The sequence below is a fragment of the Tistlia consotensis USBA 355 genome, from assembly GCF_900177295.1.
GTDB lineage: Bacteria > Pseudomonadota > Alphaproteobacteria > Kiloniellales > DSM-21159 > Tistlia > Tistlia consotensis.
In genome coordinates this window covers 262,278-288,258 of the sequence record NZ_FWZX01000005.1, presented here as the reverse complement: position 1 = coordinate 288,258, position 25,981 = coordinate 262,278, and the positions used below count along the sequence as shown (strand labels likewise).

Here is a 25,981-nt window from a genome sequence, read left to right as displayed (position 1 = left end):
GCCAACGGCGACCTGTCGCGCAAGATCACCGTCGACGTCCAGGGCGAGATCCTGGAGCTGAAGGAGACCATCAACACGATGGTCGACCAGCTGTCCTCCTTCGCCGCAGAGGTGACGCGCGTCGCGAGGGAGGTCGGCACCGAGGGCAAGCTGGGCGGCCAGGCCCGGGTCGGCGGCGTCGCCGGCACCTGGAAGGATCTGACCGACAACGTGAACATGATGGCGACCAACCTGACCAACCAGGTGCGCAACATCGCCGACGTCGTCACGGCGGTCGCCAACGGCAACCTGCAGCGCAAGCTGACGGTCGACGCCAAGGGCGAGATCGCCCAGCTGGCCGAGACGATCAACGGCATGATCGACACCCTGGCGACCTTCGCCGACCAGGTCACCGACGTGGCCCGCGAGGTCGGCATCGAGGGCAAGCTGGGCGGCCAGGCCAAGGTGCCGGGCGCCGCCGGCCTGTGGCGCGACCTGACCGACAACGTGAACCAGCTGGCCGCCAACCTGACCACCCAGGTGCGCGCCATCGCCGAGGTGGCGACCGCCGTCGCCAAGGGCGATCTGACCCGCACCATCGCCGTCGAGGCGCTGGGCGAGGTCGCGGCGCTCAAGGACAACATCAACCAGATGATCTCCAACCTGCGCGACACGACGCAGTACAACGACGAGCAGGACTGGCTGAAGACCAACCTCGCGCGCTTCACCCGCATGATGCAGGGCGAGCGCGACCTGGTGACGGTCTGCAACCTGGTGCTCTCCGAGGTCGCGCCCCTGGTCGAGGCGCACCACGGCGTCTTCTTCGTGGTCCAGGAGGAGGCCGAGGAGGCGCTGCTGGAGCTGACCGCCAGCTACGCCTTCAACGAGCGCAAGCGCCTGACCAACGCCGTGCGCTTCCGCGACGGCCTGGTCGGCCAGTGCGCCTTCGAGAGGCAGCGCATCCTGCTGACCAGCGTGCCCGGCGACTACGTCACCATCTCCTCGGGCCTCGGCGAGGCGCCGCCGCTCAACATCGTCGTGCTGCCGGTGCTGTTCGAGGGCGAGGTCAGGGCGGTCATCGAGCTCGCCTCGTTCCACCGCTTCAGCCCGATCCACCTGTCGTTCCTCGACCAGCTGGTCGAGTCGATCGGCATCGTGCTCAACACGATCAGCGCCTCGATGCGCACGGAAGGCCTGCTCAAGCAGTCGCAGATCCTGACCCGGGAGCTGCAGAGCCAGCAGGACGAGCTGAAGAGCACCAACGACCGCCTCGAGCAGCAGGCGACCAGCCTGCGCCAGTCCGAGGAGCTGCTGAAGTCGCAGCAGGACGAGCTGCGCCGCAAGAACGAGGAGCTGGAGGAGAAGGCGGCGCTGCTCGAGGTCGAGAAGCGCCAGGTCGAGGCGATCAACCGCGAGGTCGAGACGGCCCGCAGCGCCCTGGAGGAGAAGGCCGAGCAGCTCGCGCTGACCTCCAAGTACAAGAGCGAGTTCCTGGCCAACATGAGCCACGAGCTGCGCACGCCGCTCAACTCGCTGCTGATCCTCTCGAAGCTGCTGGCCGAGAACGCCGTCGGCAACCTCGACGAGCGGCAGATCGAGCAGGCCCAGACGATCCACACGGCCGGCGCCGACCTGCTGCGCCTGATCAACGACATCCTCGATCTCTCCAAGATCGAGTCCGGCACCGTCGCCCTCGACGTCGGCGAGATGGGCTTCGAGCAGTGCCTGCAGCAGGCCGAGCGGACCTTCCGCGAGGTCGCCCAGCAGAAGGGCCTCGACTTCACCATCGCCCTCGACGAGAGCCTGCCGCCGGCGATGCTGACCGACGCGATGCGGCTGCAGCAGATCGTCAACAACCTGCTGTCCAACGCCTTCAAGTTCACCGAGCGGGGCGCGGTCACCATGACCGTCGCGCCGGCCAGCGAGGGCTGGTCGGCGGCCAGCGCCAGCCTGGCCGCCGCCGACCGTGTCGTCGCCTTCGCCATCTCGGACACCGGCATCGGCATCCCGGACGAGCAGCAGCAGATCATCTTCGAGGCCTTCCAGCAGGCCGACGGAACGACCAGCCGGCGCTTCGGCGGCACCGGGCTGGGCCTGTCGATCAGCCGCGAACTGGCGGCGCTGCTCGGCGGCGAGATCCGCCTGCAGTCGGAAGCCGGCAAGGGCAGCACCTTCACGCTCTACCTGCCGCTGGAGATCCAGCAGGCGACGCAGGCAGCGCCGGCCGAGCTCGCGGCCCGCGGCGGCAAGGCGCTTGGGAGGCCGGCCGCCGAGGCGGTGGCCAGGACCGGCCGGGGCGCGGCGGCGAAGCCCGAGGCGGCCGGCCGGCGCCGGCCGTTCCTGCTGATCGTCGAGGACGACAAGATCTTCGCCGGCATCCTGCTGGAGATCGCCCAGGAGCAGGGCTTCGAGGGCCTGGTGCTGTCGGAGGGCCGCAACGTCATGCCGGCGATCCGCCGGCGGCGGCCCGATGCCGTCAGCCTGGACATCCAGCTGCCCGACATCGACGGCTGGGCGCTGCTCGACCTGCTGCGCCACGACGCCGAGACCCGGCACCTGCCGGTCCACATCGTCTCGATCGTCGAGGACCAGGCGCGGCTCCGGACCCATCTCGGGCCGGTCGAGTACAGCGCCAAGCCGGCGTCCCGCGAGCACCTGAGCGAGGTCTACGGCCGGCTCCACGACTCGGTGCTGCGCAGCCGCTCGCGCCTGCTGCTGGCCAGCGGCGGCAAGGCGGCGAGCTCGATCGCCGGTGACCTGGCGGCCCTCGACAAGGTCGAGACCGAGGCGGCCTCGCTGCGCCGCGCGCTCGGCCTGCTCGCCGAGCAGAGCTTCGACTGCCTGCTGGTTGTGGCGCGCAAGCCGACCGAGGCGGTGCTGGCCTTCCTGAAGCAGCTCAGCGAGACCGGCGACGGCGCGGCGCGCATGCCGGTCGTCGTCGAGCTGCTCGCCGAGCCCGACCCGGCCGCCGTGCGGGCCGTCGAGGAGGCGGGGGCGCTCTGCGTCTCGGGCCGCGCGGCGGTGCTCGACGAGGTGACGCGCATGCTGCACGTCCGCATGGCCGACCTGGGCGAGGAGGCGCGGAGCGAGATCCGCAGGCTGCGCCAGCAGGATCCCGTGCTTGGCGGCCGCAAGGTCGCGGTCGTCGACGACGACATCCGCAACATCTTCTCGCTCGCCTCGGTGCTGGAGCAGCACCGAGTCACGGTCGTCCATGCCGAGAACGGCCGCGACGGCATCGCCCTGCTGGAGGAGAACCCGGACATCGAGGCGATGCTGGTCGACATCATGATGCCGGGCATGGACGGCTACGAGACGATCGCCGGGATCCGCCGCTCCGACCGCCACCGGGACCTGCCGCTGATCGCGGTCACCGCCAAGGCGATGCCGGAGGACCGGGCGAAGTGCTTCGAGGCCGGCGCCTCGGACTACCTTTCCAAGCCGGTCGAGATCGACGAGCTGATCGCGGTCCTGCGCACCTGGCTGCAGCGGCGGCCCCGGGCCGGGCAGGGGGAGCGCTGACCTTGGCACGCGCGGCAGGCCTTCCGACGACCGGCGTCCCGGCGCTGCGCGCCCCGGGCGGCCTGCCGCAGCCGGCCTTCGGCGCGGCCGATCCCGCGATCACGGCGAAGATCCTGGCGGTCGACGACGACGAGGCGAACCTGGTCGCGCTGCGCTCGATCCTGGCCGATCTCGGCCAGCCGGTCGTGGTCGCGCGCAACGGCGAGGACGCCCTGCGCAAGCTGCTCGCCGACGACTTCGCGATCATCCTGCTCGACGTGCGGATGCCGGTCATGGACGGCTACGAGGCGGCCTCGCTGATCCGCGGGCGCGAGCGCACCCGGCACATCCCGATCATCTTCATGTCGGCCGTCGACCGCGACCAGAGCCACCTGTTCCGCGGCTACGCGGCCGGCGCCGTCGACTACGTCTTCAAGCCGATCGAGCCGGCGATCCTGCGCGCCAAGGTCGGCGTCTTCATCGAGCTGCGGCGCCGCGCCGAGCAGGAGAAGCACCTGCTGGCCGAGAACCTGAGGGTCCGCGCCGAGCAGGTGAGGACCGCCGAGGCCCTGCAGCGCACCCTGGCCCAGCAGTCGCTGGTGCTGGAGACCCTGCCGATCGCGCTCTTCGTCGCGGCGGCGGGCGGCGAGGCCGGCCGGCGCCGGTTCGTCGGCGGCAATCCGGCCAAGCTGCTGCAGCTGGGCGAGGCCGAGGTCGAGCAGGCCCTCGACGGTTGGCTGGAGCGCGTCCACGCCGCCGACCGGGCCCGGGTCGAGGCGGCCTGGCGCGAGGCCGAGGCGAGCGGCAGCCTGTCGCTGGAGTACCGCTTCCGCTGCGGCGGCGAGAGCTGGCGCTGGCTGTTCGAGCGGGCCAGCCTGCCGTCGCCCTGCCGGCCCGGCGAGCGCGAGATGGTCGGCTTCCTGTCCGACGTCTCGCAGCGCAAGCTGCTGGAGGAGCAGCTGGCCCATGCCCAGAAGATGGAGGCGATCGGCCAGATGACCGGCGGCATCGCCCACGACTTCAACAACATGCTGAGCGTGATCATCGGCAGCCTGGGGCGCGTCGCGGGCGACGAGAGCCTGGGCGAGAAGCAGCGCCAGCGTGTCGACCTCGCCCTGCAGGCCGGCCAGAGCTGCGCCGCCCTGACCCGGCGCCTGCTCGCCTTCGGCCGGCGCCAGGCGCTGGAGCCGCGCCTGCTCAAGCTGGACGAGGAGATCGCGCGGCTGACCAGCCTCTTCGACCAGCTGCTCGGCAAGGGCATCCGCACCGAGATCGACTGCCCGGCCGAGGTCTGGCCGATCCACCTCGACGCCTCGCAGTTCGAGTCGGCGATCTTCAACCTGGTGATCAACGCCCGCGACGCCATGCCCGAGGGCGGCACGCTGCGCATCGCGGCACGCAACCTGCCGGCGCGCGCGCCGGAGCTGGAGGGCCTCGACCTGGCCGCCGGCGACTACGTCCGGCTGCAGGTCGTCGACAGCGGCACCGGCATGAGCGAGGAGGTCGCGCGCCGCGCCCTGGAGCCCTTCTTCACGACCAAGGTGCCGGGCAAGGGCACCGGCCTCGGCCTCAGCTCGATCTACGGCTTCGTGCGCCAGTCGAACGGCATCCTCGAGCTGGACAGCGAGGAGGGGCGGGGCACCGCGGTCAACCTCTACCTGCCGCGTGCCGAGACGGCCGCCGAGCCGGCCGCCGGGCCGGGCGAGCCGTCCGGCGCGCTCGACCTGGCCGGCCGCCGGATCCTGCTGGTCGAGGACGACGACGACGTCCGCGAGGTCGCGCGCGGCATGCTCGAGGCCCTGGGCTGCCGGGTCGAGGTCGCGACCAGCGGCGACGAGGCGCTGGAGCGCGAGCCCGGGCTCGAGGACCTCTCGATCCTCTTCACCGACTGCGTCATGCCGGGCAGCCTCGACGGCCTGTCGCTGGCCGCCGCGTTCCGGCGCCGGCGGCCGGAGGTCGCGGTGCTGACCACCTCGGCCTACCACGAGTTCGTCCACACCGCGCCGCGGGGCGCCGACGCCCCGGCCTTCCTGGCGAAGCCCTACACCCAGGACGAGCTGGCGGCGGCGCTGGCCAGGCTGTCGATTCCCGGGAGCTAGCCTGCCCTTATCGCTGGCCGGGTGCGGGGGCGGCTGCTATAGCTCCGGCCCTTCGCAGCCGCACATAGCCGAATCCCTCGAGTCCCATGCCCAGCGCCCCGCCGAGCCCGCGCGCCGCCCCGTCGCCCGTCGAGGCCTTCGCCGTCGTCGTGCCGGCGCACAACGAGGCGGAGAACGTCGGGCCGCTGATCGAGGAGATCTTCGCCGGCACGGCGGCCTTCCCGCCGCGCGAGGTGATCTTCGTCGACGACGGCTCCTCGGACGCGACCGCCGCCGAGGTGCTGAAGGCGGCCGGGCGCCATCCCGAGGTCGTGCTGGTCCGCCACAACGGCCGCTTCGGCCAGAGCGCCGGGGTGCGCAGCGGCGCCGAAGCGGCGACCGCACCCTGGATCGTCACGCTCGACGGCGACGGCCAGAACGATCCGGCCGACATCCCGGCGCTGATTGCCGAGGTCGAAGGGGCCGTCGCGGCCGGCCGGCCGCTGCCGGCCCTGGTCGCCGGCCTGCGCCGCAAGCGCCGCGACACGCTGTCGAAGCGCCTGGCCTCGCGCTTCGCCAACGGGCTCCGGAGCCGGCTGCTCGGCGACAACTGCCCGGACACCGGCTGCGGCCTGAAGCTGATCCGCCGCGATGTGCTGCTCGGCCTGCCCTACTTCAACGCCCTGCACCGCTTCCTGCCGGCGCTGGTGCAGATCCACGGCTGGCCGATGGCCATGGCCCCGGTCAACCACCGGCCGCGCGAGCGCGGCACGACCAAGTACACCAACTGGCAGCGCGGCCTGGTCGGGCTGTTTGACCTTTTCGGCGTCCTGTGGCTCAAGAAGCGGACGCGCCGCCCGGAGCCCGGCCGGATCACCGTCGAGCGGGCGGAGCCGGCAGCCGCCGACCGGATGACCGGCGCCCAGACGAGGTAGACCCGCTTGTCCTTCATCGATCTCTGGCTGATGAAGCTCGACGCCTGGTGGGCCGGCATGTCCCACTACGACCTGCTGTGGCTGGCCATCGGCTTCGGCGCCCAGGCGCTGTTCTCGGCGCGCTTCCTGATCCAGTGGCTGATGAGCGAGCGGGCGCGCCGCTCGATCGTGCCGGAGGTCTTCTGGTACTTCTCCTTCGTCGGCGGCGCCTCGCTGCTGGCCTATGCGATCCACCGTGCCGACCCGGTGATCATGTTCGGCCAGGCGGCCGGCCTGGTCATCTACAGCCGCAACATCTACTTCATCTGGCGTGAGAAGCGCCTGCTCGCCGCCCAGCACGACGAGAGCGCGGCCGCCCCCGCCAACCGGTGAGCCGCCCGAACATCGAGGGAGTCCGCGGATGACCGAAGCGCACGCCGCCGTGCCGCCGGTGCCGCCCAAGCGCGAGCCGACGCTCTGGCTGCAGGCCCTGCTGCTGCTGGTCGCGCTGGCCTTCTTCCTGCCCGGCTTCTTCCAGGTGCCGCCGGTCGACCGCGACGAGGCGCGCTTCGCCCAGGCCTCCAAGCAGATGATCGAGAGCGGCGACGTCGTCGACATCCGCTTCCAGGACGCCGCGCGCCTCAACAAGCCGGTCGGCATCTACTGGGCCCAGGTCGCCGCGGCGACGGCCTGGGGCGCGCTGACCCTGCAGTCGCCGGCCGCGGCGCCGATCTGGGTCTATCGCCTGCCGTCGCTGCTCGGTGCCTGCCTGGCGGTGCTGCTGACCTTCCGCATCGGACGCCGGTTGTTCGGCAGCTCGGCCGGCGCCCTGGCGGCCCTGATGATGGCGGGCTGCCTGCTGCTCGGCGTCGAGGCGCGCACCGCCAAGACCGACGCCCTGCTGCTGGCGACGATCCTGCTCGCCCAGTCGGCCCTGGCCGAGCTCTACATGAACCTGCGCGAGGGGCGGCCGAGCAGCGCGCGCCTGGCGATCGCCTTCTGGGCCGGCGTCGGGCTCGCCGCCCTGATCAAGGGACCGATCGTGCTGCTGGTCGCCGGCGGCACGATCGCCGGCCTGCTGGTCTTCGAGCGGCGCGCCGCCTGGCTGCGCGGCCTCAAGCCCTGGCCCTGGCTGCTGCTGGCCCTCGCGATCTTCCTGCCCTGGCTGGTCGCCATCGCGATCCAGACCCACGGCGCCTTCTTCGCCGAATCGGTCGGCCACGACCTGCTCGGCAAGGTCGCCGGCGGCCAGGAGTCGCACGGTGCGCCGCCCGGGCTCTACCTGGTCCTGGTCTTCCTGACCTTCTGGCCCTTCTCGCTCCTGCTCGGCCTGGCCGTGCCCTGGACCTGGCTGGAGCGGCGGCGGCCGGCCGTGGTCTTCTGCCTGGCCTGGCTGATCCCGAGCTGGATCGTCTTCGAGCTGGTGCCGACCAAGCTGCCGCACTACGTGCTGCCGCTCTATCCGGCCCTGGCGATCCTGGTCGCCGCGGCGGTGCGCGAGACGGCCCTGGCGCCCGCCGCCCTGGCGGCGCGCGGCTGGGCGTCCTGGCTGCGCTTCGCGACCCTGCTGATCTTCCTGGCGATCACCCTGCTGCTGGCGGCCGGCCTGGTCGCCGTGCCGCTCTACCTGGAGGGCACGCTGCTCTGGGCCGGCCTGGCCGGTGCCCTGCTGCTCTGCGTCCTGGCCTTCGCGGTGATCCGGCTGCGGCCGCAGCGCGGCGGCACGACCGGCGTCGCGGTCCTGGCGCTCGGCGCCTGGCTGCTCTACCTGGTCGGCTGGCCGGGGGTGGTGCCGAACCTCTCGACCATCTGGCTGAGCCCGCGCATCGCCGCGGCCGTGGCGGCCAACCGGCCCTGCGACGACAGCGTGCTGGCCAGCAGCGGCTACAGCGAGCCGAGCCTGATCTTCCTGACCGGCACCGGCACGCGCCTCGGCCGGCCCCCCGAGGCGGCGGCGACCCTGACCGAGAACCCGGCCTGCAACCTGGCCCTGGTCTCGAGCCAGGACGACGGCCCGTTCCGCGCCGCCCTGGGCGACGCGGCCGCCAAGCTGACCTCGCTGGCGACGATCGAGGGCCTGAACTACTCCAAGGGCAAGCGGCTGACCCTGCAGCTCTACCGGCTGGCCGAATAGGCGCGCGCCGGGTCGGCGCTGCCGTCCCGCCATTCCCTGGCGCCTTGCCGGGCGGGGCGGCCGGGGGCTATGACGGGCATTCCGGCGGGGCGGGGAGCCCGGCCTTCACGCGGGACAGGGATACCCGGCCGCCGTGCCGCAGCCTTCGACCAGCGATCACCACGACGACCTGCTGCTGCACCGCAGCCTGCGCTTCTGGGCGCTGCTCGCGCTCGTCGTCCTGCTCGGCGTGTTCGTCGTCGACCGGCCGCTGTCGCAGCTGCTGCGCCAGGCCGGCGAGCCGCTGCTCGACCTCTTCCGCTTCCTCACCGGCTTCGGCAAGTCCGACGCCTATCTCTGGGGCAGCGCGCTGGTCACCATCGGCGCCGCCGCCGCGGCGCTGTCCGCGACCGCGAGGCCGCGCAAGCGGCTGGCGTCCTGGCTGGCCGGCTACGCCTTCTTCTTCTTCTGGGCGGTCGCCGGCTCGGGGATCGTCGCCAACATCCTGAAGGTGATCTTCGGGCGGGCCCGGCCGAAGCTGCTGGACCAGCAGCATATCTACGGCTTCAGCCCCTTCGGCTTCGGCCCGGACCTGCATTCCTTCCCCTCGGGCCACACCACGACCGGCTTCGCGATCGCCGTCGCCGTCACCCTCTTCGCGCCGGGCGCGCGCTTCTGGTGCCTCGGCTTCGCGCTGGTCATCGCCGCCAGCCGGGTGATCGTGAACGCGCACTTCCTGTCGGACGTGGCCGGCGGCGCCGCGGTCGGGACGCTCTTCACCCTGCTGCTGGCACGCTTCTTCCGCGACCGCGGCTGGCTGTTCCGCCACGTCCGCTGGGGCACCCGGCTGAAGGCCGAGGGGCGCTGGTGGCGGCTGGCGCTGCGCCGCCGGCTGCGGCCCTTCCTGCTGCCGGTCAGCGACGCCCTGCGGGGGCCGGGGCAGGGCGCCCGGCCCTGAGAGCCGGCGCGGGCGCCGCCTCGGGGGCGGACGATCTTTCACACTCCGGCCGATTTCATCGGGTTGACTTTTTTCTCCTTGTGCTTCGCCGCCAGCTTGGCAGAGTCGCGCCTCGCCCCACAGGCAATGCGGGCGTTTACCAAAACGTGTTCTACGAAAAAGTGTGCGGCCATCGTTGCGGGTGGCCGGCATTCGGCAGAGCGGCTGGGGGCAGCGTCTTTGGAGCAGCGGAACAGAGGGCGGGACGTTAGCCTAGCGCGCGCGGTGACGCGCCGCTTCTACCTGACGACCGGGCTGCTGGTGCTGCTGTTCCTGGCCAGTGCCGGCCTGCTGCTCGGCTACCTCGGCTACAGCCTGGACCGCCAGTCGGCCGGGCAGAGCGCCCATCTGGCCGAGACCGCGCTGCGCCAGCTCGAGGCGACCGATCGATCGCATGCCTACGACTTCGCGTTCTGGGACGACACCGTCGCCTTCACGCGCGGGCAGCACGACCGGGCGTGGGCCGACCAGAACACCGGCCTCTGGTCGATGCGGACCTACGGCTTCACCGACGCCTTCATCGTGGCCGCCAACGACCGACCGCTCTACTCGGCGGTCCGGCGTCCGGGCGGCGGCGACGCGGTCGACAGCCCGCCGCCGCAGGAGCTGCTCGGTTCCGGCCTCGGAGCCCTGCTGGCCGCGGCGCGCGCGGCGCCGATGAACGACCCGACGCCGGTCTCGGCCTACCTGCGCCAGGGCGAGACGGTGTTCCTGGCGGTCGCCGCGGCGATCACGCCCGAGTACCCGACCCCGGCCGAGCTGGAGCGCCAGCCGCGGCCGGTCCTGGTCTATGCCCGGCAGCTCGATGCGACGCTGCTGGCCGATCTCGGCAGCCGCTACCTGCTGCCGGACCTTCGCCTCGTCCCGGCGGCCGAGGCCGCGCCGGGCGACCGCCGGGCCGGCCGGCTGGCGCTGGCCGGCCCGGACGGCGGGACGGTCGCGACCCTGGCCTGGACGCCGGCCCGGCCCAGCGTCGCGGCCCTGCGCCGGGCTGCGCTGCCGGCCGGCATCGTGCTGCTGCTGCTGCTGCTGCTCGGCGGCGTGATGGTCGTCGCCGCGCGGCGCGCGGGGCGCACCATCGCCGGCACGCTGGTCGCCCTGGAACGCTCGAATGCCGAGCTCGTCCGGGGCGAGCGGGCGGCGCGCGCGGCGCGCGACGAGGCCGAGCGCGCCAACCGGGTCAAGACCGTGTTCCTGGCCAACGTCAGCCACGAGCTGCGGACGCCGCTCAACGCCATCCTCGGCTTCGCGGAGATCCTGCGCCACCAGCTCAAGGGGCCGCTCGGCCATCCGGCCTACCGAGGCTACGCCGAGGACATCCACGCCAGCGGCGAGCACCTGCTGCGGCTGATCGACAACGTCATCGACCTGTCGCGCATCGAGGCCGGCGCCTGGGAGCTGGCGCCGGCGCCGGTCGACCTGCGCGGCGCGACCGAGGAGGTGCTGCGCTTCCTGCAGCCGCTGGCGCGGCAGCGCGGCGTCGAGCTGGCGGTCGACCTGTCGGCGACCCCCGGGTCGATCGTCGCCGACAGCCGTGCGGTCGCGCAGATCGTCACCAACCTGGTCGGCAACGCCATCAAGTTCACCGACAGCGGCGGCTCGGTGCGCGTCCGCTGGTCGCGCGGCGAGCACGGCGCGGCGATCCTGGAGGTCGCCGACACCGGTGTCGGCATCGCCGCCGACGACCTGCAGGCGATCGTGCTGCCGTTCGAGCGGGGCCGCGATCCGGCGACGCGCCGCCGCGAGGGCTCGGGCCTCGGCCTCGCCATCGTCAAGTCGCTGGTCGACCTGCACGGCGGCCGGCTGGAGATCGACAGCGCGCCGGGCCGGGGCACCCGGGTGACCGTCGCGCTGCCGGGCCAGGAGGACGCGGTCGCGGCCTGACCCTCGAGGATCAGCGCCAGGCCGCGGGCAGCAGCGCGAGCGCGGCCAGGGCGACCGCGGCGAAGGCGGCGCCGGCGAGGAAGGTCGCGCCCGGCCCAGCCAGGGTCCAGAGCCAGCCGGCGATCAGGCTGGCGGCGAGCAGGGCGACGCCCGAGGCGAGGTGGAACAGCCCGAAGCCGGCGCCGCGCAGCGCCGGCGGGGCGGCGTCGGCGACCAGCGCCGCCAGCAGCCCCTGGGTCATGCCGAGATGCAGCCCCCAGAGCAGGGCGCCGAGCACGACCGCCGCCACGCCGGAGGCGCCGGCCAGCACCAGGTCCGCCGCCGCCAGCAGGCCGAAGCCGGCGAGCAGCAGCCCGCGCCTGCCCAGGCGGTCGGAAAGGCGCCCGACCGGATAGGACGAGGCGGCGTAGACCAGGTTCATCGCCAGCAGGATCGCCGGCACCAGCGCGTCGGCCAGCCCGACCGACTGGGCGCGCAGCAGCAGGAAGCCCTCGCTGAAGCGCGCCAGCGTCATCGCCGCGGCGACGCCGACGACCGCCCAGTAGGCCGCCGGGAAACGCCGGACCTCGCGCCAGGACAGCCGGATCGCGCGCGGCTCGCCGCGATGCGACTCGGGCTCTCGGACCCAGACCAGGATGACCAGGACCGCGAGCAGGGCCGGCAGTCCGGCGGCCCAGAAGACCAGCCGGTAGTCGTCGCCACTGGCGTACATCAGCCCGAGCGCGAGCAGCGGCCCGGCGATGGCGCCGACGGTGTCCAGGCTCTGGCGCAGGCCGAAGCTGGCGCCGCGCAGCTCGGGCGGCGTCACGTCGCCGATCAGGGCGTCGCGCGGCGCGCCGCGGATGCCCTTGCCCAGGCGGTCGGTGAAGCGGGCGGCGATCACCCAGCCGAGGTCCGGCGCCAGGGCGAAGGCCGGCTTGGTCAGGGCGGCCAGGCCGTAGCCGAACAGCACCAGCGGCTTGCGCCGGCCGATCCGGTCGCTGAGCGCGCCGGAGAAGAACTTGGTGATCGCGGCGGTCGCCTCGGCGATGCCCTCGACCAGGCCGACCGAGAGCGCACTGGCGCCGAGCACCGAGACCAGGAAGACCGGCAGCAGGCTGTGGATCATCTCGGAGGAGCTGTCCATCAGCAGGCTGACCAGGCCGAGCGCCCAGACGCTGCGCGGTATCCGTCCCGCGCCCGGCGCACGCTGCGCCGACTGCCGCTCCTCCGCTCCGCCCGCCGGGTCCATGGACGCCTTCTCGCCGATCCCCGCTCCGGCGGCAAGCGGCCGCTCTTGCCTGCCGGCTTCGCCGCCGACTAGGCTGCCGACCTCATCCAGCGGCCCAACCACCCCCGTCAGCAGTTCGAGGAGACAGCGCGTGAAGATCGCGGTCGGCGGCTTCCATCACGAGACCAACACCTTCGCCCCCAGCAAGGCCGACTTCGACGCCTTCGCCAGGGGCGGCGCCTGGCCGGCGCTGTGCCGCGGCGACGCGCTCTTCGAGTCGGTCTCGGGCGTCAACCTGCCGGTTGCCGGCTTCATCGACGAGGCGCGCGCCGGCGGGCACCAGCTGGTGCCGCTGTCCTGGGCCGCCGCGACGCCTTCGGACCGCGTCACCGAGGATGCCTACGAGCGCATCGTCGGGCAGATGCTGGAGGACCTGGCCGCGGCGCGCGGCCTCGACGGCCTCTACCTCGACCTGCACGGCGCCATGGTCACCGAGCACCACCAGGACGGCGAGGGCGAGCTGCTGCGCCGGGTCCGCGCCATCGTCGGCAAGGACCTGCCGGTCGTCGTCAGCCTGGACCTGCACGCCAACGTGACGCCGGCGATGGTCGAGCTGGCCGACGCCCTGGTCGCCTACCGCACCTATCCGCACGTCGACATGGCGGTCACCGGCGGCCGCGGCTACCGGCTGCTCGCGACCCTGATGAGCGGCCGGCGCCTCGCCAAGGTGCGCAAGGCGCTGCCCTTCCTGATCCCGCTGACCAGCGGCTGCAGCTTCATCGAGCCGGCCAAGGGCCTCTACGAGTCGATCGACGAGCGCGAGCGGGTGCCGGGTGTCGCCTCGCTGTCCTTCGCCGCCGGCTTCTCGCCGGCCGACATCTGGCATTGCGGCCCGACCGTGCTGGCCTTCGGCGAGGACGCGGCGGCCACGGAGGCCGCGGCCGAGGAGCTCTACCAGGCGATCCTGGCGCAGGAGAAGGGCTTCGCCGGCACCATCATGTCGGCCGAGCAGGCTGTCGCCCACGCCATCAAGGTGAGCGCCACGGCGCAGCGCCCCGTCGTGCTGGCCGATACCCAGGACAATCCCGGCGCCGGCGGCAACGGCGACACCGTCGGGCTGCTCGCCGAACTGGTCCGCCAGCGTGCGCCGCGGGCGGTGATCGGCCTGCTGTTCGATCCGGCGGCGGCCGAGCGGGCCCATGCGGCCGGCGAGGGGGCGACGATCGAGATCGGCCTCGGCTCGCACAGCGGCCTGCCGGGCCACGAGCCGCTGCGCGGCAGCTACCAGGTCAAGAAGCTCGGCGACGGCCGCTTCGAGTGCACCGGGCCGTTCTACCGCGGCGCCCGCATGGAGCTGGGGCCGATGGCGCTGCTCGAGATCGGCGGCGTCGAGGTCGCCGTCGCCTCGAGGAAGGCCCAGCTGGCCGACCGGGAGATGCTGCGCCACGTCAGCGTCGACCCCGAGGAGCGCGGCATCGTCGCGGTCAAGTCCTCGGTGCACTTCCGCGCCGACTTCCAGCCGATCGCCGAGCAGGTTGTGGTCGCGGCGGCGCCCGGGCCGAACCCGGTCGACCACCTGCAGCTCGACTACCGCTTCCTGCGCCCCGGCGTGCGCCTGATGCCGACCGGCCCGCTGTCCCAGGGCCCGAAGCAGTAGCGGGAGGGCGGCCTCAGCCGCCCGGCGGCGGGCCGCCGAGCAGCCGCTGCACGACCAGTCCGGCGGCGACGCCCAGGGCCGTGCCCAGGACGATCAGCACGGCGCTGCGCAGGCGCTCGTGGCGGCGTTCCTGCAGGTCCGCGCCGACGAGGCCCGCGGCCAGCCGGCGCGCGGCGTGGCGTTCCCGCTCGGCGCCGCGCAGCAGGCGCGCGACCAGCCAGAAGCCGAGCGGCAGGACGACCAGGTCGTCGAGCCAGCCGAGCAGCGGGACCGGGCCCAGGATGCGATCCGGGATCAGGTCGACCGGGCTGGCGCCGTAGGCGAGCAGGGCCAGGGTCAGCAGCAGCGCCCCGATGCGCTTGGTGCGGCCGCGGCGCACCCGGTCACGGCGCGCGCGCAGCACGCGCTTCAGCGCCTTCTGGCCGCCCTTCAGCGGCAGGTCGCGCAGGCGGTGGCGTCGGCTGGGGCTGTTCGGGCTGGCCATGGCGTCTTTCGGCTCGGTCTCCTGGCCGGGGAACTTAACGCGCGTCCGGGGCTCCGGGTCCAGCCCGGCCGCCGGTGCGGCTCAGCCCCAGGGTCCGCTGCGGCCGCGGGGCGACCCGGTCTCGGGCCGCTCGCGCCGGCGCTTGGGCAGGACGACGCGCAGGCCGCGTGGCGGCTTCTCGCCGCCGAACAGCGGCACGGCGCGGCGCTTGAAGGGCAGCAGCAGCACCATGCCGGCCAGGAAGCCGCCGATGTGCGCCCACCAGGCGACGCCGGCCTGGCCCGCCGTGTCGCCGGCCGCAGAGAAGAGCTGCAGGGCGAACCAGAAGATCAGCAGCAGCCAGGCCGGGATGTAGAGCGGGATGAAGCCGATCGGCACCAGCACCTTGGCCTTCGGGCTGAGCAGCAGGTAGGCGCCGAGCACGCCGGAGATCGCGCCGCTGGCGCCGATCATCGGCGTGCCGGGGTCGGGCGAGGTCGCGTACTGGGACAGGCCGGCGGCGACGCCGCAAGTCAGGTAGAACGCGAGATAGTTCCTGTGACCCATTGAATCTTCGACATTATCGCCGAAGACGAACAGGAAGAGCATGTTGCCGAGCAGATGCATCCAGCCGCCGTGCAGGAACTGCGCCGTGACCAGGGTCAGCCAGGCCGGGGCATGGAGCACGCCGGCCGGCAGCTGGGCATCGCCGGACAGCAGGGCCGGCACCATGCCGAAGCCGTAGATGGTCTGCACGTAGTGCTGCTCGCTGCCGCCGATCTGGTAGAGGAAGACGACGAAGCAGGCGGCGATCAGCCCCCAGTTGACCCAGGGGTAGCGCAGGAAGGTCCGCTCGTTGGTGTCGTGCAGGGGCAGCAGCATGGCCCAGCAGATGTGGGTGCGGCCGCCTGCCGCGGCCAGGGGCAAAAGAGGGCGTTCGGCGAACGCGAAGGCCGCGCGCTTCGTTCCACTGCCGCGGACGCCGCCGGCAGGACGCGGCCGGGCCGGGCCTTCAGGTTCCGCCCTCCAGCACGCACCAAGCCGGCACGTGGTCGGAGGCCTTCTCCCGGCCACGCACCGCCTTGTCGATGCCGCTCGCGGTCAGGCGGTCGGCGGCCTGGGGCGACAGCAGCAGGTGGTCGATGCGGATGCCCTCGTCGGCCGGCCAGGCGCCGCCCTGGTAGTCCCAGAAGGAGTACTGGTGCGGCTCGCCGTGCAGCGCCCGGAAGGCGTCGGTGTAGCCGAGCCAGAGCAGGCGCCGGAAGGCGCGCCGCGTGTCCGGCAGGAACAGGGCGTCCCTGGCCCAGGCCCTGGGGTCGTGGCAGTCCTCGGGCTCGGGGATGACGTTGTAGTCGCCGGCCATGACGACCGGCCGCTCGTCGGCCAGCAGGGCCTCGGCGCGGGCCGCCAGGCGGGCCATCCAGGCCAGCTTGTAGTCGTACTTCCCGCCCGGCGCCGGGTTGCCGTTCGGCAGGTAGAGGCAGGCCAGGCGGATGCCGAAGCTCGTCGCCTCGAGGTAGCGGGCCTGCTCGTCGGCCGCGTCGCCCGGCAGGCCGCTGGAGACCTGCTCGAGCGGCTCCTTCGACAGGATCGCGACGCCGTTGTAGCTCTTCTGGCCGTGCACCGCGCAGCGGTAGCCCAGGGCCTCGATCTCGAGCCGCGGGAAGGCGTCGTCCTGGCACTTGATCTCCTGCAGCAGGACGACGTCGGGCTCGGCCTCTCTCAGCCAGTCCAGCACGTTGGGCAGGCGCGCCTTGATCGAGTTGACGTTCCAGGTGGCGATCTTGGGCATCGGGGCTCTTCCTGCTGGCGGGACAGAAGCGCGCGGACGGCGGGATATCGGGGGCCGGGCTTGCGGGGCGGCTCTTCTTAGCCGATGACGGGGCGGCGATCAGCCCCGCCGTTCCGAATCCCGTCCCAGGAGCCGTACCTTCCCGTCATGCTCGCCGCCTGGACGGCCTTCGCCGTCGCCACCCTGTTCTTCCTCTACGAGTTCGTCTGCCGCATCGAGCCGAGCCTCGCGGCCGGCTCGATCGCTGCGCACTTCGGCCTGAAGGACGCCGGTTTCGGCACGCTCAGCAGCCTGTTCTTCTGGGTCTACGCGCCGATGCAGATCGTCGTCGGCCTGCTGCTCGACCACTACGGCGCGCGCCGGCTGGTGCTGCTCGGCACGCTGGCCTGCGGGCTCGGCGTGCTGGCCTTCGCGGCGACCGGCAACCCGCTGGTCGGTGGCCTCGGCCGGGCGGTGACCGGCTTCGGCGCGGCCTTCGCCTTCGTCGGCGCGCTCTTCGTGGTCAACCACTGGTTCCCGCCGCAGCGCTTCGCCGTGCTGTCGGGGGCGGTCAACGGCGTCGGCATGCTGGGGGCGGCGGTCGGCTCGGTGGCGCTGACCGGCGCGGTCCAGGCGCTCGGCTGGCAGCCGGTGTTCCTGGCGACCGGCGCCGTCGGCCTCGGCCTGTTCCTGCTCGCCCTGCTGCTGTTCCGGGAAGCGCCGGCGACCGGCGACGCCGTACCCAATCCCGGCATCGGCGGCACCCTGCGGCGCATCCTCGGCGAGCGGCGGACCTGGCTGATCGCCGTCGTCGGGCTGCTCTACTACATGCCGGTCAACGTCTACGGCGGCCTCTGGGGCAACGAGGAGCTGAGCCGCGACCACGGCCTGAGCGGGGTCCAGGCCGAGACCGCGGTCTCGATGATCTTCTGGGGCATGGCGCTCGGCAGCATCGCCGGCGGCGCGCTGTCGGACCTCCTCGGCCACCGCAAGTGGATCGTCGCCGCCGGGGCGCTGCTGACCGCCCTGGCCTACGGTGCCGCGGTCTACCTGCCGCTCGGCTCGATCCTCGCGCTGTCGCTGCTGCTCTTCGCCGCCGGCTTCTTCGGCGGCGCGCAGATGCTGACCTTCGCCATGGCCAAGGAAGGCCACGCCGAGGCGATCACCGGCACGGTCATCGCCTTCGTCAACATGGTCGGCATCGCCGGCGCCCTGATCTTCCAGCCGCTGATCGGCCTGCTGGTCGACGAGGCCGGCGGGCGCTTCGGCCCGGCGCTGCTGACCGTGCCGGGCTGCCTCGTCGCCGCCGCGCTGCTGATGCTGGCGGTCGAGGAGTACCGCCATCCCGACCACCTGCCGGAGAAGAGCTAGCCGGGCTGGCCACCCAGCACGGGCTCGGCCCTGAGGCGCGGCACCGCGAAGTCCAGGAAGGCGCGCAGCCGCGCGCTCGCCCGGCGGCCCTCGGGATGGACCAGGTGGACCGGGATCTCCGGCGGCTGGAAGTCGGCGAGCACGACCTCGAGCCGGCCGGCGGCCAGCTCGGCGGCGGCCTGGTAGGACAGCACGGAGGTCAGGCCCAGGCCCTCGACCGCCGCGGCGACCGCGACCTCGGCGGTGTTGACCGCGAGGCCCGCCTGCGGCCGGACCGGCCGGCGCTCGGGCCCGAAGACCCATTCCCGGGTCAGTCCCTCGCGGGCGAAGACGATGGTGTCGTGGGCGGCGATCTGCTCGGGGCTGCGCGGCCGGCCGCGGCGCGCCAGGTAGGCGGGCGAGGCGACGACCAGGTGGCGCAGGCCGCCGACCCGGATCGCGCTCAGGCCCGAGTCGGGCAGGCGGGCGATGCGCAGGGCGACGTCCTGGCCCTCCTCGATCAGGTCGACGACGCGGTCGAGCAGCAGCAGGCGCACCGTCACCTGGGGATGGGCGCGGCGGAAGGCGAAGACGATCGGCGCGACGTGCAGCCGGCCGAACAGCACCGGCGCGGTGATCGCCAGCGGCCCGCGCGGATCGGTCTGGGCGCCGGCCGCCGAGGCCTCGGCCTCCTCCAGCTCGGCCAGGATGCGCCGGGCGTCGGCCAGGAAGCGCTGGCCGGCCTCGGTCGGCCGCACGATCCGCGTCGTGCGGTGCAGCAGCCGGGCGCCGAGCCGGGCCTCGAGCGCCGCGACCGCGCGGGTCACCGCCGGCGGCGACAGGCCGAGCCGGCGCGCCGCGGCGGCGAAGCCGGCCTGCTCGGCGACGGCGACGAAGATCCGGAGGCTGTCCAGCCGGTCCATCGACTGTTCCTGTTTCTGGAATAGTGCCTTGCCATGCTCGGCTATTCAGTCCCCACGGAGCAAGGCCCATTCTCCTGTCCGAGACCAACCTCCAGGAGGCACCCATGCCCGTTGCCCAGCCCGCCCGGCCGATCCGGCTCTACGACTTCGAGCTCTCCGGCCACTGCCACCGCGTCCGCCTGTTCCTCTCGCTGCTCGGCCTGCCGGTCGAGCGGATCGCGGTCGATCTCGCGGCCGGCGCGGCGAAGCGGCCCGAGTTCCTGGCCCGCAATCCCTTCGGCCAGGTGCCGGTGATCGAGGACCCGAACCCGGAAGAGCCGGTCGTGCTGGCCGACAGCAACGCGATCCTGGTCTACCTCGCCGGCCGCTACGATGCCGACGGCCGCTGGCTGCCGCACGAGCCCCTGGCCGCGGCGCAGGTCCAGCGCTGGCTGTCGGTCGCCGCCGGCCAGCTCAACTACGGCGCTGCCCGGGCGCGGGTGCTGTGCCTGTTCAAGCGGCCGGGCGACCTCGCCTGGGCCCAGGAGATCGCCCGCGGCCTGTTCCAGGTCCTGGACGGCGAGCTCGCGGGGCGGTCCTTCCTGGTCGGCGACGGCCCGACGATCGCCGACGTCGCGCTCTACAGCTACACGGCCCACGCCCCGGAAGGCGGCGTGTCGCTGGAGCCCTTCGCGAACGTCCGCGCCTGGCTGGCGCGCATCGAGGCGCTGCCCGGCTTCGTGGCGATGCAGCGCATGCCCGTGCCGGCGTGAGAGCGTGAGGGCCGGGCCCGCTTTCGCTCCGTCCTTCGACCGGCTCAGGACGAAGCGAATTGGGGTGCTCGGGTAGTCGATCTGCTCCCGTTCGCTTCACCCTGAGCCGGTCTGAACAGCCGGTCGAAGGGCGAAGCGAACCCGGCACGGACAGGAGAGACCCCATGACCCTCGTCGACTGCGATTCCCCCTTCCACGCCGGCGAGCGCGCGGCGCAGGAGCGGGCCGGGGTGCGCGAGCGCACCGAGCGCCAGGGCCGGCGCATGATCCGCGACTTCATGCCCGAGCAGCACCGCCTGTTCTTCGCGCAGCTGCCGTTCCTGCTGGTCGGCGCCCTGGACGGCGAGGGGCGGCCCTGGGCGACCCTGGCGGCCGGTGCGCCGGGCTTCGCCTCGTCGCCCGATCCGCGGACCCTGGTCGTCGAGGCGCGGCCGCTGGGCGAGGCGGCGCTCGGCCTCGGGCTCGGCGTCGGCGCGCCGCTCGGGCTGCTCGGCATCGAGCTCTCGACCCGGCGGCGCAACCGCATGAACGGGCGCGTCGTCGTTTCCGAGCCGGCCGGCTTCGCGGTCCGCGTCGACCAGTCCTTCGGCAACTGCCCGCAGTACATCCAGGTCCGCGAGCCGGCGGCCGGCGCGGCGTCGGCTCCGCGGATCGCGGGGCAGGAGGGCGCCAGCCTGTCGGCGGCAGCCCGGGCCGCGCTCTCGGCGGCCGACACGCTGTTCCTGGCGACGGCTTCGCCGGCGGCGCGGGAGCGGAGCGAGGATTCCCGCGAGGGCCTCGACCTGTCGCACCGCGGCGGCCGGCCGGGCTTCGTCAAGGTCGAGGCGGCGCCGGACGGCGCCAGCCTTCTCACCCTGCCGGACTTCCGCGGCAACTTCGCCTTCAACACCCTGGGCAACCTGGAGCTCGAGCCGCGCGCCGGCCTGCTGGTGCCGGACTTCGCCAGCGGCAGCCTGCTGCTGCTCTCGGGATCCGGCGAGGTGCTGTGGGACGACCCGGAGATCGCCCGCTTCGCCGGCGCCGAGCGGCTGCTGCGCTACCGGGTCGAGCGGGCTCTCTGGATCGAGCGGGCGCTGCCGGCGCGCTGGACGCCGCCGCTCGAGGCGCCGCAGCTCGCCGCGACCGGCCGTTGGGCGGAGGGGGCGTAGGCGGGGCGTCCTACTCCATCAGGTCGTAGTGGAAGACCTTGGAGATGATCTGCCAGCGGCCGTCGACCAGGATGAAGGTCAGCAGGTCGGTGAAGTACTTCGGGCCGATCGCGCAGTGCACCCGGGCCAGCGCCGTCACCGGCCCGGCGAACTCGATCGAGACGATCTGGTCGCGGCGCTGCTCGTTCCGGCTGGCCGGCGAGACGCGCTTCTCGACGATCGGGAAGTACTCGTCCATGCCCAGGTGCACGAGGTCGCCGCCGGCCGGCACGTCGGTCGCGCAGGCGTAGCGCGCCTGGGGGTGGAAGACCTTGGCCAGCAGCTTGGTGTCGCAGTGGTAGAGGCCGTCGAAATAGTCCTGCAGCACTGCCGCCATGGCGGCGTAGCGGTCGTCCATGATGCCTGCCTTCCCCTCGTGCGTGGAATCCCGGCGCCGTCCGGCGCCGCCGCGAGTCTTAGCGGGGAAGGGCAGGCCTGCCTAGGTCGTGCCTGGACGGCGCCTAGATGGCGCCTAGATGGCGAAGGACGAGCCGCAGCCGCAGGACGAGGAGGCGTTCGGGTTCTCGACCTTGAAGTAGGCGCCCATCAGGTCCTCGACGAAGTCGATCTCGCTGCCCTTGAGCAGCTCCAGCGAGGTCTCGTCGATCACCACCCTGGCGTCGGCGCGCTCGAAGACCCGGTCGTCGTCGTTGACCGTCCCGTCGAAGTCGAAGCCGTACTGGAAGCCCGAGCAGCCGCCGCCGGAGACGGAGATGCGCAGCATCGGTCGCCCGCCTTCCTGCGCCGCCAGGCTGGCGATGCGCTTTGCCGCGTTCTCGCTGATCCGGAAGTCGTCGAGGCTTTCGAGCGTGCTCATGAACGGTCAATCCCTACGTCTGCGCTCAAGAATGTAGGGTGTGGAGGCCGCTGTCAAAAGGGGCGATGTCCCGGCCGCGATTCGCCATGGGTGCGGCGCCGCCGGCTCTGCTACAACCGCGCGCACCATGACCAGCGATCCGAGAGAGGCGGGGCCGGCGCCCTACGCCTGCCGGCCGGCGGACAGCCGCGGCCGGCTCTACCAGGAGGCCGAGAGCGCGACGCGCAGCGCCTTCCAGCGCGACCGCGACCGCATCGTCCACGCCGGGGCCTTCCGCAAGCTGCAGTACAAGACCCAGGTCTTCGTCTACCACGAGGGCGACTACTACCGGACGCGCCTGACCCACTCGCTGGAGGTCGCCCAGATCGCCCGCTCGCTGTCGCGCGCGCTCGGCCTCAACGAGGACCTGGCCGAGGCCCTGGCGCTGGCGCACGACCTCGGCCACACGCCCTTCGGCCATGCCGGGGAACGGGCGCTGCGCGAGGCGATGCGCGCGCATGGCGGCTTCGACCACAACGAGCAGGCCTTCCGGGTCGTCACCCGGCTGGAGGCCCGCTACGCCGAGTTCGACGGCCTGAACCTGACCTGGGAGACGCTGGAGGGCCTGGCCAAGCACAACGGCCCGCTCGACGAGCCCCGGCCGAGCCTGGCGCGCTTCTGCGAGCGCTTCGACCTGGAGCTGGCCAGCCACGCCTCGGCCGAGGCCCAGGTCGCCGCCCTGGCCGACGACATCGCCTACAACAACCACGACATCGACGACGGCCTGCGCGCCGGCCTGCTGGAGCTCGACGAGTTGCGCGCGGTGCCGCTGGTCGCCGAGGTGCTGGACGAGGTCGAGCGGACCTATCCGGACCTTGAGCGCGGCCGGCTGATCCACGAGACCGTGCGCCGGCTGATCGGCCTGATGGTCGACGACCTGCTGACCGAGACGCGGCGGCGCCTCGCCGAGGCGCGGCCCGACAGCGCGGCGGCGCTGCGCGCGCTCGGCCGGCCGGTGGTTGCCTTCTCGGAGGACATGCGGCAGAAGGAGCGCACCCTGCGCCGGCTGCTGTTCCAGCGGGTCTATCGGCACTACAAGGTCAACCGCATGACCCAGAAGGCCGAGCGGGTCGTACGCGAGCTCTTCGTCCTCTACCTGGAGCGGCCCGACTGCCTGCCGGACGCGTGGCAGGCCGCCGTCGCCCGGGCCGAGGCCGGCGCCGCCGCGGATCCCGGAGGCGCGGCGGGGCAGGGCCGGGCCCGCGTCGTCGCCGACTACATCGCCGGGATGACCGACCGCTATGCCCTGGAAGCCCACGAGAAGCTGTTCGACCCCTACTCGCGACTGTGATTTTCGCGCTCTTGCCTCTATGGATGTCCCGCTCATTTTCGTCATTCCCGCGAAGGCGGGACTCCAGGGCCTCTCGCTCCCGGCCTTTGGCCCCCTGGATCCCCGCCTTTGCGGGGATGACGACACGGGGGTCCGGCGCGGCTTTCCGAACCGACTGAAAAAAGAAAATCATGAACCTGTTCAAAGACTTCCAAGTTCGTATTGATGCGATGCTGCAGGCGATGGCCGACGAGGGGCTGCTGCCGGCCGGGCTCGACCTGTCGCGCGTCACGGTCGAGCCGCCGCGCGATCCGAGCCACGGCGACATGTCGACCAACGCCGCGATGGTGCTGGCCAGGCCCGCCGGCCTGAAGCCGCGCGACCTGGCCGCGCTGCTGGTCGAGCGCCTGTCCCGCGAGCAGGGCGTCACGGACCTGGCGGTGGCCGGGCCCGGCTTCGTCAACTGGCGCCTGTCGGACGCGATCTGGCTCGGCCAGCTGGCGACGATCCTGGAGGCCGGCGAGCGCTACGGCGACAGCGCCCTCGGCCAGGGCCGCAAGGTCAACGTCGAGTACGTCTCGGCCAACCCGACCGGGCCGCTGACCGTCGGCCACGCGCGCGGCGCCGTGGTCGGCGACGCCCTGGCCGGGCTGCTCGCCAAGGCCGGCTACGACGTGACCCGCGAGTACTACATCAACGACGCCGGCAACCAGGTCGACACCCTGGCGCGCACCGCGCACCTGCGCTACCGCGAGGCGCTGGGCGAGGCGATCGGCGAGATCCCGGTGGGCATGTACCCCGGCGAGTACATGATCGACGTCGGCCGGGCCCTGGCGGAGCGCGACGGCGACAAGTGGCGCGGCAGGGACGAGGCCGAGTGGCTGGCGCCGGTGCGCGCCTTCGCCATCGAGTTCCTGATGGGCCGGGTGCGCAGCGACCTCGCCGCGATCGGCATCGAGCAGGCGGTCTTCTCCTCGGAGCGTGCGCTGGTCGAAGCCGGCGCCGTCGACGCGGTCTTCGAGACCCTGGAGCGGCGCGGCCTGCTCTACACCGGCGTGCTGGAGCCGCCGAAGGGCAAGACGCCCGAGGACTGGGAGCCGCGGCCGCAGACCCTGTTCCGCGCCACCGACTTCGGCGACGACGTCGACCGGCCGCTCAGGAAGTCGGACGGTTCCTGGACCTACTTCGCCAACGACATGGCCTACCACCTGGACAAGTTCCGGCGCGGCTTCACGACGCAGATCGACGTCTGGGGCGCCGACCACGGCGGCTACATCAGGCGCATGCAGGCGGCGGTCCAGGCGCTCAGCGAGGGCCAGGCGCGCCTGCACATCGTGCTCTGCCAGCTGGTCAAGCTGACCCGCGGTGGCGTCGAGGTGAAGATGTCCAAGCGCTCCGGCAACTTCGTCACCCTCTCGGAGGTGACCGAGGAGGTCGGCAAGGACGTGCTGCGCTTCATCATGCTGACCCGCAAGCACGACGCGCCGCTCGACTTCGACCTGGAGAAGGTGCTGGAGCAGTCGAAGGACAATCCGGTCTTCTACGTGCAGTATGCGCACGCCCGCGCGCACTCGGTGTTGCGCCACGCCGCCGAGGCCTTCCCGGGCGTCGACCAGGCCCCGGCGGCGCTGGCCGGGGGCCCGGTGCATCGCTTGACCGACTCGCACGAGCTTGGTCTCATCAAGTTGCTGGCCGGGTGGCCGCGCCTGGTTGAATCGGCGGCCGAGGCCTACGAACCGCACCGCATCGCCTTCTACCTCAACGACGTTGCGGCCGCCTTCCACGGCCTCTGGACCAAGGGCAAGGACGAGACGAGCCTGCGCTTCCTGGTCGCCGACGACGCCGAGCTGACCGCCGCGCGGCTGGCGCTGCTCCGGGCGGTCGCCCTGGTGATCGCCTCGGGCCTCCGGATCTTCGGGGTCGAGCCGCTCGAGGAAATGCGCTGATGCCCTCCGACCGAATCAGGCAGGACGAGATGACCGGCGACCTGGGCCCCGACTATCTGCGCGGCCGTCACGGCGCCGCCGGCAGCGACCTCGGCGGCGCCCAGAACTTCGGCCAGCCCGGTTTCGGCGGCGGCGAGGAGCCGCCGCGGCGCTCGCGCCTGCTGCCGCTGGTCATCGCCTTCTTCGCGCTCGCCGCCTTCGCCGGCATCGTCTGGTACGCCTACGAGTGGGGCGTCGGCGACGTCGAGCCGGAGCACCTGCCGGTGGTCCAGGCGCCGAGCGGCGCGATCAAGGAGAAGCCGGCCGAGCCGGGCGGTCTCGAGGTGCCCTACACGGACTCGGCGGTGCTCAACCGCGACGGCAGCGAGAAGCCCTCGAAGGTCGAGAGCCTGCTGCCGCCGCCAGAGGAGCCGGTCGCCGTGCCGAAGGCGCCCGAGCCGAAGCCGGCGCCGGCGCCCGAGCAGAAGCCGGCGATGACCGAGCCGGCCCAGCCCGAGGCGGGCAAGGCCATGACCGAGGCGGCGCCGGCCGGCCAGCATGCCGAGGTGCCGCCCGCCCCGGGCGTCGGCTTGACCAGGCCTTCCGAGCTGCCCGAACTGCCGAAGCCGGCCACCCAGGCCGCCAAGTCGGAGCCGGCCAAGCCGGCGGAGACGGTGGCCCCCGAGGCCAAGGCGCCGGAGGCGAAGGCTCCCGAAGCCAGGGCCCCCGAAGCCAGGGCCGCGGCCGAGCCGATGCCGGAGAAGCCGGTCGAGGCACCCAAGCCGGTCGCCGAGGCGCCGCCCGCCCCGCCGGTCGCGGCGAAGGAGGTTGCGCCCAGCCCGACCGAGGCGCCGAAGGCCGAGGCGGCGAAGCCGGCAGCGGCGGCGGCCGAGGTCAAGCCGGGCAGCTGGGTCGTGCAGCTCGCGGCGCTGCGCAAGGAGTCCGAGGCGAAGGCCGCCTGGTCCGAGATGCAGGCCAAGCACAAGGATCTGCTGGGCGCGATGACGCTGCAGCTGGACCGTGCCGACCTGGGCGACCGGGGCGTCTTCTATCGCGTCCAGACCGGCCCGCTGCCGAACCGGGCGACGGCCCTGGATCTCTGTGCCCAGCTCAAGGCGGCCGGCCAGGCCTGCATCGCCAAGCGGAGGTAG

At 72.9% G+C, this 25,981-nt stretch carries 21 protein-coding genes; 14 read left to right on the top strand and 7 right to left on the bottom strand.

The features are described 5' to 3' along the window. The 7 genes from B9O00_RS09695 to B9O00_RS09665 form a co-directional block, all read left to right on the top strand. On the top strand, positions 1–3,501 hold a 3,501-nt coding region (locus B9O00_RS09695), incomplete at its 5' end, for a response regulator (protein ID WP_143596192.1). 2 nt (positions 3,502–3,503) lie between these two features. Beyond that, a complete protein-coding gene (locus tag B9O00_RS09690) occupies positions 3,504–5,579 on the top strand; it encodes a response regulator (protein WP_159460168.1) in 2,076 nt (691 codons plus the stop codon). An 86-nt stretch (positions 5,580–5,665) separates the two neighbouring features. Next, positions 5,666–6,493, top strand: a complete 828-nt coding sequence (locus B9O00_RS09685; RefSeq protein ID WP_085122346.1) for a glycosyltransferase family 2 protein — start codon at positions 5,666–5,668, stop codon at positions 6,491–6,493. 6 nt (positions 6,494–6,499) lie between these two features. Next, entirely contained in the window at positions 6,500–6,865 is a 366-nt protein-coding gene (locus B9O00_RS09680; protein WP_322111180.1) for a lipid-A-disaccharide synthase N-terminal domain-containing protein, read from the top strand. Positions 6,866–6,893: 28 nt separating this feature from the next. Then, a complete protein-coding gene (locus tag B9O00_RS09675; RefSeq protein WP_085122344.1) occupies positions 6,894–8,606 on the top strand; it encodes an ArnT family glycosyltransferase in 1,713 nt (570 codons plus the stop codon). Positions 8,607–8,739: 133 nt separating this feature from the next. Then, positions 8,740–9,543, top strand: a complete 804-nt coding sequence (locus B9O00_RS09670) for a phosphatase PAP2 family protein (protein WP_085122341.1) — start codon at positions 8,740–8,742, stop codon at positions 9,541–9,543. A 264-nt stretch (positions 9,544–9,807) separates the two neighbouring features. Beyond that, positions 9,808–11,466, top strand: coding sequence for a sensor histidine kinase (locus B9O00_RS09665; protein ID WP_159460167.1), 1,659 nt, complete (start codon positions 9,808–9,810; stop codon positions 11,464–11,466). A 10-nt stretch (positions 11,467–11,476) separates the two neighbouring features. Here B9O00_RS09665 and B9O00_RS09660 read toward each other — a convergent pair whose 3' ends face one another. Further along, the gene (locus B9O00_RS09660) at positions 11,477–12,697 is read right to left on the bottom strand and encodes an MFS transporter (protein ID WP_085122336.1); all 1,221 of its coding nucleotides are present in this window, start codon (positions 12,695–12,697) and stop codon (positions 11,477–11,479) included. A gap of 130 nt (positions 12,698–12,827) precedes the next feature. Between B9O00_RS09660 and B9O00_RS09655 the strand changes: the two genes are divergently transcribed. Continuing rightward, positions 12,828–14,333: a M81 family metallopeptidase gene (locus B9O00_RS09655; protein WP_235017081.1), complete on the top strand. Its 1,506-nt coding sequence runs from the start codon at positions 12,828–12,830 to the stop codon at positions 14,331–14,333. Positions 14,334–14,346: 13 nt separating this feature from the next. Here B9O00_RS09655 and B9O00_RS34010 read toward each other — a convergent pair whose 3' ends face one another. The 3 genes from B9O00_RS34010 to xth all read right to left on the bottom strand — a co-directional run bounded on the left by B9O00_RS34010 (position 14,347) and on the right by xth (position 16,588). After that, the gene (locus tag B9O00_RS34010) at positions 14,347–14,817 is read right to left on the bottom strand and encodes a YkvA family protein (protein ID WP_085122332.1); all 471 of its coding nucleotides are present in this window, start codon (positions 14,815–14,817) and stop codon (positions 14,347–14,349) included. Positions 14,818–14,898: 81 nt separating this feature from the next. Continuing rightward, entirely contained in the window at positions 14,899–15,723 is an 825-nt protein-coding gene (locus B9O00_RS09645) for a rhomboid family intramembrane serine protease (RefSeq protein WP_218822827.1), read from the bottom strand. 85 nt (positions 15,724–15,808) lie between these two features. Beyond that, complete coding sequence (gene xth / locus B9O00_RS09640) at positions 15,809–16,588, bottom strand: exodeoxyribonuclease III (RefSeq protein ID WP_085122330.1); 780 nt, start codon at positions 16,586–16,588, stop codon at positions 15,809–15,811. A gap of 147 nt (positions 16,589–16,735) precedes the next feature. On the opposite strand from xth, the gene B9O00_RS09635 reads away from it, so the two are divergent. After that, complete coding sequence (locus B9O00_RS09635; protein ID WP_159460166.1) at positions 16,736–17,938, top strand: MFS transporter; 1,203 nt, start codon at positions 16,736–16,738, stop codon at positions 17,936–17,938. Here B9O00_RS09635 and B9O00_RS09630 read toward each other — a convergent pair. Beyond that, the gene (locus B9O00_RS09630; RefSeq protein ID WP_085122326.1) at positions 17,935–18,840 is read right to left on the bottom strand and encodes a LysR family transcriptional regulator; all 906 of its coding nucleotides are present in this window, start codon (positions 18,838–18,840) and stop codon (positions 17,935–17,937) included. The genes B9O00_RS09635 and B9O00_RS09630 overlap by 4 nt on opposite strands. A 104-nt stretch (positions 18,841–18,944) precedes the next feature. Between B9O00_RS09630 and B9O00_RS09625 the strand changes: the two genes are divergently transcribed. Next, on the top strand, positions 18,945–19,592 hold the full coding sequence (locus tag B9O00_RS09625; protein WP_085122324.1) for a glutathione S-transferase family protein: 648 nt from the start codon (positions 18,945–18,947) through the stop codon (positions 19,590–19,592). Positions 19,593–19,756: 164 nt separating this feature from the next. Then, on the top strand, positions 19,757–20,740 hold the full coding sequence (locus tag B9O00_RS09620; RefSeq protein WP_085122322.1) for a pyridoxamine 5'-phosphate oxidase family protein: 984 nt from the start codon (positions 19,757–19,759) through the stop codon (positions 20,738–20,740). Positions 20,741–20,750: 10 nt separating this feature from the next. On the opposite strand, the gene B9O00_RS09615 is transcribed toward B9O00_RS09620, so the two are convergent. Further along, complete coding sequence (locus B9O00_RS09615; RefSeq protein WP_085122320.1) at positions 20,751–21,137, bottom strand: nuclear transport factor 2 family protein; 387 nt, start codon at positions 21,135–21,137, stop codon at positions 20,751–20,753. A 114-nt stretch (positions 21,138–21,251) separates the two neighbouring features. Continuing rightward, positions 21,252–21,596: an iron-sulfur cluster insertion protein ErpA gene (gene erpA / locus B9O00_RS09610; RefSeq protein WP_085122318.1), complete on the bottom strand. Its 345-nt coding sequence runs from the start codon at positions 21,594–21,596 to the stop codon at positions 21,252–21,254. Between the two features lie 127 nt (positions 21,597–21,723). Between erpA and B9O00_RS09605 the strand changes: the two genes are divergently transcribed. The 3 genes from B9O00_RS09605 to B9O00_RS09595 all read left to right on the top strand — a co-directional run bounded on the left by B9O00_RS09605 (position 21,724) and on the right by B9O00_RS09595 (position 25,981). Further along, positions 21,724–22,926, top strand: a complete 1,203-nt coding sequence (locus B9O00_RS09605; RefSeq protein WP_085122316.1) for a deoxyguanosinetriphosphate triphosphohydrolase — start codon at positions 21,724–21,726, stop codon at positions 22,924–22,926. Between the two features lie 170 nt (positions 22,927–23,096). Further along, positions 23,097–24,851, top strand: coding sequence for an arginine--tRNA ligase (argS, locus tag B9O00_RS09600; protein ID WP_085122314.1), 1,755 nt, complete (start codon positions 23,097–23,099; stop codon positions 24,849–24,851). Beyond that, a complete protein-coding gene (locus tag B9O00_RS09595; RefSeq protein ID WP_085122312.1) occupies positions 24,851–25,981 on the top strand; it encodes an SPOR domain-containing protein in 1,131 nt (376 codons plus the stop codon). The genes argS and B9O00_RS09595 overlap by 1 nt, the downstream gene beginning before the upstream one ends.